General features: G+C 71.4%; 7 protein-coding genes. 5 read left to right on the plus strand and 2 right to left on the minus strand.

Going from position 1 to position 7,599, the window contains the following annotated elements; all coding sequences use genetic code 11:
* Nucleotides 1-76: 76 nt before the first annotated feature.
* Both rpe and AB0M11_RS35380 read left to right on the plus strand, forming a co-directional pair.
* Nucleotides 77-763 carry a ribulose-phosphate 3-epimerase gene (gene rpe, locus AB0M11_RS35375; RefSeq protein ID WP_365712251.1) on the plus strand — a complete coding sequence of 229 codons (687 nt, stop codon included), beginning with the start codon at nt 77-79 and terminating at the stop codon, nt 761-763.
* Between the two features lie 78 nt (nt 764-841).
* Nucleotides 842-1,885: a sugar-binding domain-containing protein gene (locus AB0M11_RS35380; RefSeq protein ID WP_365712252.1), complete on the plus strand. Its 1,044-nt coding sequence runs from the start codon at nt 842-844 to the stop codon at nt 1,883-1,885.
* A 294-nt stretch (nt 1,886-2,179) separates the two neighbouring features.
* Here the strand turns inward: AB0M11_RS35380 and AB0M11_RS35385 are convergent, their stop codons facing one another.
* Together AB0M11_RS35385 and AB0M11_RS35390 are read right to left on the minus strand one after the other, a co-directional pair.
* Nucleotides 2,180-2,797 carry a TetR/AcrR family transcriptional regulator gene (locus AB0M11_RS35385; protein ID WP_365712253.1) on the minus strand — a complete coding sequence of 206 codons (618 nt, stop codon included), beginning with the start codon at nt 2,795-2,797 and terminating at the stop codon, nt 2,180-2,182.
* A gap of 69 nt (nt 2,798-2,866) precedes the next feature.
* Nucleotides 2,867-4,183, minus strand: a complete 1,317-nt coding sequence (locus tag AB0M11_RS35390; RefSeq protein ID WP_365712254.1) for an MFS transporter — start codon at nt 4,181-4,183, stop codon at nt 2,867-2,869.
* 231 nt (nt 4,184-4,414) lie between these two features.
* Between AB0M11_RS35390 and AB0M11_RS35395 the strand changes: the two genes are divergently transcribed.
* The 3 genes from AB0M11_RS35395 to AB0M11_RS35405 all read left to right on the plus strand — a co-directional run bounded on the left by AB0M11_RS35395 (nt 4,415) and on the right by AB0M11_RS35405 (nt 7,506).
* Nucleotides 4,415-5,368 (plus strand): Dyp-type peroxidase, encoded by a 954-nt coding sequence (locus AB0M11_RS35395; protein WP_365712255.1) that lies wholly within the window; start codon nt 4,415-4,417, stop codon nt 5,366-5,368.
* Nucleotides 5,369-5,509: 141 nt separating this feature from the next.
* Nucleotides 5,510-6,952 (plus strand): GuaB1 family IMP dehydrogenase-related protein, encoded by a 1,443-nt coding sequence (locus AB0M11_RS35400; RefSeq protein ID WP_365712257.1) that lies wholly within the window; start codon nt 5,510-5,512, stop codon nt 6,950-6,952.
* 101 nt (nt 6,953-7,053) lie between these two features.
* Complete coding sequence (locus AB0M11_RS35405; protein ID WP_046726552.1) at nt 7,054-7,506, plus strand: Lrp/AsnC family transcriptional regulator; 453 nt, start codon at nt 7,054-7,056, stop codon at nt 7,504-7,506.
* The last annotated feature ends 93 nt before the right edge of the window (nt 7,507-7,599 follow it).

Here is a 7,599-nt window from a genome sequence, read left to right on the forward strand (position 1 = left end):
CCCGCGGCCGACGCCTGCCCGCACCCACCCTCAACCCCATTCGGCCCACCCCGCCAGGGCATGGCACGCTTGGGGCATGGCCGTGCAGATCAACCCCAGTATCCTGTCCGCCGACTTCGCCCGCCTCGCGGACGAGGCCAAGGCGGTCGAAGGCGCCGACTGGCTCCACGTCGACGTCATGGACAACCACTTCGTCCCGAACCTCACGCTCGGTGTGCCGGTCGTAGAGTCCCTGGCCCGTGCTACGGACACCCCGCTGGACTGCCACCTGATGATCGAGGCCCCTGATCGGTGGGCGCCGCAGTACGTCGAAGCGGGGGCGTCCTCCGTCACCTTCCACGTGGAGGCGGCGGCCGCCCCGGTACGGCTCGCTCGGGAGATCCGGGCGAAGGGGGCCCGCGCCTCCATGGCGCTCAAGCCCGCGACGCCCATCGAGCCGTACGAGGACCTGCTCCCCGAGCTGGACATGCTGCTGGTCATGACGGTGGAGCCGGGCTTCGGCGGTCAGGCGTTCCTCGACATCATGCTGCCCAAGATCCGCCGGACCCGGGAGTTGATCAGCAAGCACGGACTGGAGCTGTGGCTCCAGGTCGACGGAGGAGTTTCCGCCGAGACGATCGAGCGGTGCGCGGACGCCGGAGCCGACGTTTTCGTGGCAGGTTCCGCGGTGTACGGGGCAAACGACCCGGCAGAGGCGGTACGTGCACTACGCACCCAGGCGGAGACGGCCACCGCCCAGGCGTCATGGGCGTGCGACCACTGAGGTACGGGAACGTGAACGGCTCCGATCAGGGCTGATCAAGTGCGCCGGATCTGCAAGGATGAACGGCGTATCCAGAGTGTGAACAGCAGTGAGGAGATGGCCGTGTCGGGTATGTCGGCGGGCCGGTCAGCCGTGCGGATGGGACCCGCAGAGCTGGTGCAGGCGGCGGCCATGGCCCGCCGCTTCTACCTCGAAGGCAAGTCCAAGATCCAGATCGCTGAGGAGTTCGGCGTCAGCCGCTTCAAAGTGGCCCGGGTACTGGAGACTGCCCTCGAAAGGGATCTCGTACGCATCGAGATCCGCGTACCGGCCGAACTGGACGCCGAGCGCTCCGACGCGCTCCGTGCCCGGTACGGCCTGCGGCATGCCGTCGTGGTCGAGTCCCCGGCCGAGGCGGAGGAGACCCCCGACCCGGAGAACCTGGGTGAGGTCGCCGCCGACCTGCTCGGCGAACTCGTCAACGAGGGAGACGTGCTCGGCCTCGCCTGGGGCCGGTCCACCATCCACATGGCGGCCGCGCTCGACCGGCTGCCGCCCTGCACGGTGGTGCAGCTGACCGGCGTGTACGACGCCGGGACCTCCGAGCGCGGCTCGGTCGAGGCCGTCCGGCGCGCCGCTCAGGTGTCCGGCGGCGACGCGCACCCCATCTACGCGCCGATGCTGCTGCCGGACGCGGCCACCGCGGCCGCGCTGCGCAACCAGACCGGGATCGCTCGCGCCTTCGAGTACTTCGACAAGGTCACGGTCGCCTGTGTCTCCATCGGCTCCTGGGAACGTGGTATCTCCACGGTGCACGACATGCTGAGCGACGAGGAGCGCGCGCACTACGCCACGCTGGGCGTCGCCGCCGAGATGGCCGCGCACCTCTTCGACGCGGAGGGCCGCCGGGTCGGACGGGACCTGGGGGAGCGGTGCATCACGGTCAAGGCCGACCAGTTGCGACGTATCCCCGAGGTCGTCGCGATCGCGGGCGGCCAGCGCAAGGCGGCCGCGATCGACGCGGTGCTGCGGTCGGGGCTGGTCACCAGCCTCGTCACCGACACCTCGGCCGCGGACTACCTGATGACGGCGGGCACCACCCCCAAGCCCGCGCTGAACCGCGCGGACCCGGACGGACCCTGACCGCGAACCCGGCGAACCCGGCGAACCCGGCGAACACGGCGGCGCCGCGGCAGCCCGGGTGACAACGCTGCCGCGGCGACGAGCGGACCGTGCGGAAAGTGCGCTCAAGCACCCACCCGCCGTACCTGGAAGCGCCGCTCAGGCCTTGGCGGCCGTGGCGGGCGCGCCGTGCAGTGCTCGGCGGGTCTGATGGGAAGCGTCGCTCACGACCTGGCGGACTCGGCGGGCGCGCCAACCAGCGCCGGGCGGGGGGGAGCGCCGCTCAGGCCTTGGCGGCCGTGGCGGGCGCGTCGTTCAGTGGTCGGCGGGTCTGACTGGTCGCGCTGCTCCGGACGGGAGCGTCGCGTCGATCAGGGTGGCGGCCGCCTCTCGGACGACCGCGCCCACCGACGGGTCACGGTCCATCCGCGCGGAGACCGCTCCCCCGTCGTACAGCAGGTGCAGCCGCCGGGCGAGGCCCTCGGGATCCGGGGCGCCGGCGTCCCGGGCGAGGTCGGCGAAGAGGGCCCGGACCCAGGCCCGGTAGGCGTCGGACGCCTCCTCGATGGCGCTGCCGTGCTTGGCCTCCGCGCTGGCCGCAACGAAGGCGCACCCGTGGTAGTTCTGCTCGGCGAAGAGCTCGGCCTGCGCGTCGAAGACGGCCAGCAGCCGGTCCCGAGGAGTGCCGGCGTTCGCGACAGCGCGCAGCAGCCGCTCGGTCAGCCGGGCGTGCCGGGAGTCGAGGTAGGCGCGGATGAGCTGTTCCTTGCCGCCGAAGGTGTTGTAGAGCGAGGCCTTGGCGACCCCGGCGCGCTCGATGATGCGGTCGATCCCGACCGTCTGCACGCCCTCCGCGTAGAACAGCTCGTTCGCCGCCGCGAGCAGCCGCTCCCGGGCCGTGGGGGCCTTGGCGGCGGTCAACGTCTTCGTCATGCCACTCACCTTCCCGACACCTCCAGTCTACGGCTGAGCAGACCGGTCTACTCAGTCGGCTCCACCCGCTCAGCGCGCCCGCGTGACGTGCTCGGGCCGGTCCGCCCGGACCGGCACCGGCCGCGGGCCGCCGGACGCCACCTGCACACCGGGTGCCGACTGCGGGGCGCCGCGCAGCAGCAGGGCGGCCAGGGCCAGCAGCGCCAGGGCGATCACCACGGCGCCGTACTCCTCCGAGGTGGGCACCAGTCCGCCGCCGTGCACCACCAGCACACCGGCGAGCACGGAGGGGACGCCCATGCCGAGGTAGGAGACGACGAACAGCAGGGACAGCACGCCCGAGCTCTCGTGCGGCCTGGCCAGCGGCACCACGGTGCGGATGCCGCCCTGGAAGCCGCTGCCGAAGCCGACGCCGGCCACGGCCGTGCCGGCGAAGAACAGTGCGGGCATGCGCTGGTCGACGGCGGCCAGGGTGAGCGCCACCCCGGTGACGAGAGCGGCGATGCCGGTGTACATCACGGTGTTCGCCGAGGCCCCGCGCAGCGCGAGGGCCGAGCCTGCCGCCACGAACGCCAGGACGAACAGGCCGAGGCCGCCGTAGACGGCGGAGGTGGAGCCGACCAGGGTACGGACCAGGGCCGGACCGAGGGAGCCGTAGAACCCGGCCAGCGCCCAGACGGCGAACATGACGGGGGCCGTCGCCAGGACGGCGCCGCGGACCGTGCGGGGGAGCCTGATCTCGGGCACCAGGCTCGCCAGGGCACCCGGCTTCTTGGTGACGGTCTCGTCGATCAGGGCGACGGCGACGGCCTGGGCCACGAAGACGGCCAGCAGGCCGAGGTAGATCGCATGGGTCGGGGCGGGCAGGTACTGCACGACGAATCCGCTGACCAGGGCGCCCGTCGCGGTGCCGAGACCGGGGACGAAGGCGTTCGCGAGCGTGCCGCGGGCGCGGTTGATGTCCATCATCCCGGCACCTATCGCACCGAGTGCGGCGCCGGTGGACAGACCCTGGACGACACGGGCGGCGAGCAGTTCACCGACGCCCCCGGCGGTGGAGAACAGCAGCATCGCGGCGGCCTGGGCGACGATCGCGGCGATCAGGACCGGACGGCGGCCGACGTGGTCGGACAGCTTGCCGAGGACCAGCAGGCCGGAGAGGACCGCGATGGCGTAGACGCCGAAGACGACCGTGGTGGTGATCGGGGTGAAGCCCCATTCGGCCTGGTAGGTCGCGTACAGCGGGGTGGGCGCGCTGGAGGCGGCGAGGAAGGAGACGATGACGGAGGCGAGCACGTAGAACGCCGCGCGCGGCGGAATCGGCTTGCGTGACGCCTCGGTGCGAGCAGTGCGATCGGTGCGCTGGTGTGGTGCGCGGTGGTTCATCGGAGATCCTTCGCGGGGCCGGGGGCCGAAGACCGTCGTTCGGAGGTCCTTGGTGAGTAGACCTGTCTGTCTACGTGCCCTGGTCAACCTCATAGACAGGTCTGTCTATTCCGCGGGCTCGAAGAATCTTCGAAAAGTTTCGGCATGCAAGGCCCGTACGCCGTCTCAGGCATTCATAGGGTGATCCGGCAATCTCAATGTCGTCGCGCACGATCACATCGGGAGGACGCGTTGACCACTGACCCCCAGGCCGTGCCGGGAGCCGAACCGCAGCCGGTGCTCGCTCCGCTGACCACGGCCGCGATCTTCCTGGTGCTCACCGTGCGCCCCGGCGGCGAGGAGGCGGCGCGGGAGGTGCTGGGCGACCTCCGCGCGCTGGAGCGCAGCTTCGGGTTCGGTGCCCCGGAAGCCGCGCTGAGCTGTGTGGCGGGGGTCGGGTCCGCCGCCTGGGACCGCCTCTTCGACCACCCCCGCCCGGCGGATCTGCATCCCTTCCGGCCGCTGGAAGGCCCCCGGCACACCGCGGTCGCCACCCCCGGTGACCTCCTGCTGCACATCCGGGCCACCCGGTTCGACCTGTGCTTCGGGCTCGCCGCGGAGATCATGCACCGGCTGCGCTGCGCGGTGACCGTCGAGGACGAGGTGCAGGGCTTCAAGTACCTGGACGCCCGCGACCTGCTGGGCTTCGTCGACGGCACCGAGAACCCGGTCGGTGCCGCCGCGCGCCGGGCCGTCCTGATCGGCGCGGAGGATCCCGGCCATGCCGGCGGCAGCTACGTGGTCGTGCAGAAGTACGTCCACGACCTCGACGCCTGGAACGTGCTGCCCGTCGAGACGCAGGAGCGGATCATCGGGCGTACGAAGAGCACCAACCTGGAACTCGGGGAGCCCGCCTCCCACGTGGACCTGAACACGATCACCGGGCCCGACGGCGAGGAACAGCAGATCCTGCGGGACAACATGCCGTTCGGCAGCCCCGGCCGCGGCGAGTTCGGCACCTACTTCATCGGGTACGCGCGGCGGCCTGACGTCATCGAGAACATGCTGCGCAACATGTTCCTCGGCACCCCGGACGCCGCCCACGACCGGATCCTCGACTTCTCCACCCCGCTCACCGGCACGCTCTTCTTCGTGCCCTCCGACGACTTCCTGGACGACCTGCCCGCGCTCCCCGCCTCCCTGTAGGTTCCTCCGAGGAGGCCCTGACCTGCCTGGACGTTCGTCCCGGGCATGACGTACCGGGGCGCATGGGAGAATGAAGTACGTGCTCTTCCCCCTGGCCGGCCGGTCCGGGGGTCACCTCTGATCGACTGGGATGTGCGGCACGTGCGTTTCCTCAATGACATCCAGCCCGCGTACGACCTGACGTACGACGACGTCTTCATGGTGCCGAGCCGCTCCGCGGTCGGCTCGCGTCAGGGCGTGGACCTCGCCTCGCCGGACGGCACGGGCACCACCATCCCGCTCGTCGTCGCCAACATGACCGCGATCGCGGGCCGGCGGATGGCCGAGACGGTGGCCCGGCGCGGCGGACTCGTCGTGATCCCGCAGGACATCCCGATCGACGTGGTCACCGATGTCATCACCTGGGTGAAGAGCCGTCACCTGGTCCTGGACACCCCGATCGTGCTGGCCCCGCACCAGACCGTCGCCGACGCGCTGGCCCTGCTGCCGAAGCGGGCGCACAACGCGGGTGTCGTGGTCGACGAGGACGGCCGCCCCGTCGGCGTCGTCACCGACCGGGACCTGACCGGCGTCGACCGGTTCACCCAGCTCGCCGAGGTCATGTCCCGTGACCTGCTGCTCCTCGACGCGGACATCGACCCCCGCGAGGCCTTCAACAAGCTGGACGCCGCCAACCGCCGGTACGCCCCGGCCGTCGACCCGGACGGCAAGCTGGCCGGCATCCTCACCCGCAAGGGCGCCCTGCGCGCCACCCTGTACACCCCGGCGACCGACGCGCACGGCAGGCTGCGCGTCGCCGCGGCCGTCGGGATCAACGGGGACTTCGCGGACAAGGCCAAGCAGCTGCTCGACGCGGGCGTCGACACGCTCGTCATCGACACCGCGCACGGCCACCAGGAGTCGATGATCAACGCGATCAGGCTGGTCCGCGGCCTCGACCCGCAGGTCCCGATCGCGGCCGGGAACATCGTCTCGGCGGAGGGCGTCAAGGACCTCGTCGACGCCGGCGCGGACATCATCAAGGTCGGCGTGGGTCCGGGCGCCATGTGCACCACCCGCATGATGACCGGCGTCGGCCGGCCGCAGTTCTCGGCGGTCCTGGAGTGCGCCGCCGAGGCGAGGAAGTACGGCAAGCACGTGTGGGCCGACGGCGGTGTCCGGCACCCACGTGACGTCGCCATGGCGCTGGCCGCCGGCGCGTCCAACGTGATGATCGGGTCCTGGTTCGCGGGCACCTACGAGTCCCCGGGCGACCTTCAGCAGGACGCCGACGGGCGCCTGTACAAGGAGTCGTTCGGCATGGCCTCGGCGCGGGCGGTGCGCAACCGCACGTCGGAGGAGTCGGCCTACGACCGGGCCCGCAAGGCGCTCTTCGAGGAGGGCATCTCCACGTCCCGGATGTTCCTCGACCCGGCGCGGCCGGGGGTGGAGGACCTGATCGACTCGATCATCGCGGGTGTGCGGTCGTCGTGCACGTATGCCGGTGCGGGGTCGCTGGAGGAGTTCGCCGAGAAGGCGATCGTGGGGATCCAGAGTGCGGCGGGATACGCGGAGGGGAAGCCGCTGCACGCGAGCTGGAGCTAGGCCGGCCGACGAGGGCGCGTTGCGGGCGGCGGCTCGTGCTCTACTTCGTACTACGGCTGCCGCCGGTCCCGTCCTGCACCACCTGAGAGCTGAACGACCCCTTGCTGAACGATCTCGACGAACGCATCGTGCACGCCCTTGCCGAGGACGCCCGCCGCTCCTACGCGGACATCGGGCAGCTGGTCGGCCTGTCCGCGCCCGCCGTCAAACGGCGCGTGGACCGGCTGCGCGCCACCGGGGCGATCACCGGATTCACCGTACGGGTCGATCCGGCGGCCCTCGGCTGGGAAACCGAGGGGTTCGTCGAGATCTACTGCCGGCGCAACACGTCACCGGAGACCATCCAGCGGGGGCTGGAGCGGTACCAGGAGGTGGTCGCCGCGTCCACCGTGACCGGTGAGGCCGACGCGGTCGTGCAGGTCTTCGCGTCCGACATGCGGCACTTCGAGCGGGTGCTGGAGCGGATCGCGGGGGAGCCGTTCGTGGAACGCACCAAGTCGGTCCTGGTGCTGTCGCCCTTGCTGCGCCGTTTTTCGTCGGGCGCGCCGGGGTGAGAGCGACGGGGGGTGCGGTCGTGCGCCGGGTGCGGGCCGGTGGGGGTTGTTCGCGCAGTTCCCCGCGCCCCTTCAGGGCGCGGTTCCTCCGCC

This window comes from Streptomyces sp. NPDC051987 (genome assembly GCF_040680735.1).
Lineage (GTDB): Bacteria > Actinomycetota > Actinomycetes > Streptomycetales > Streptomycetaceae > Streptomyces.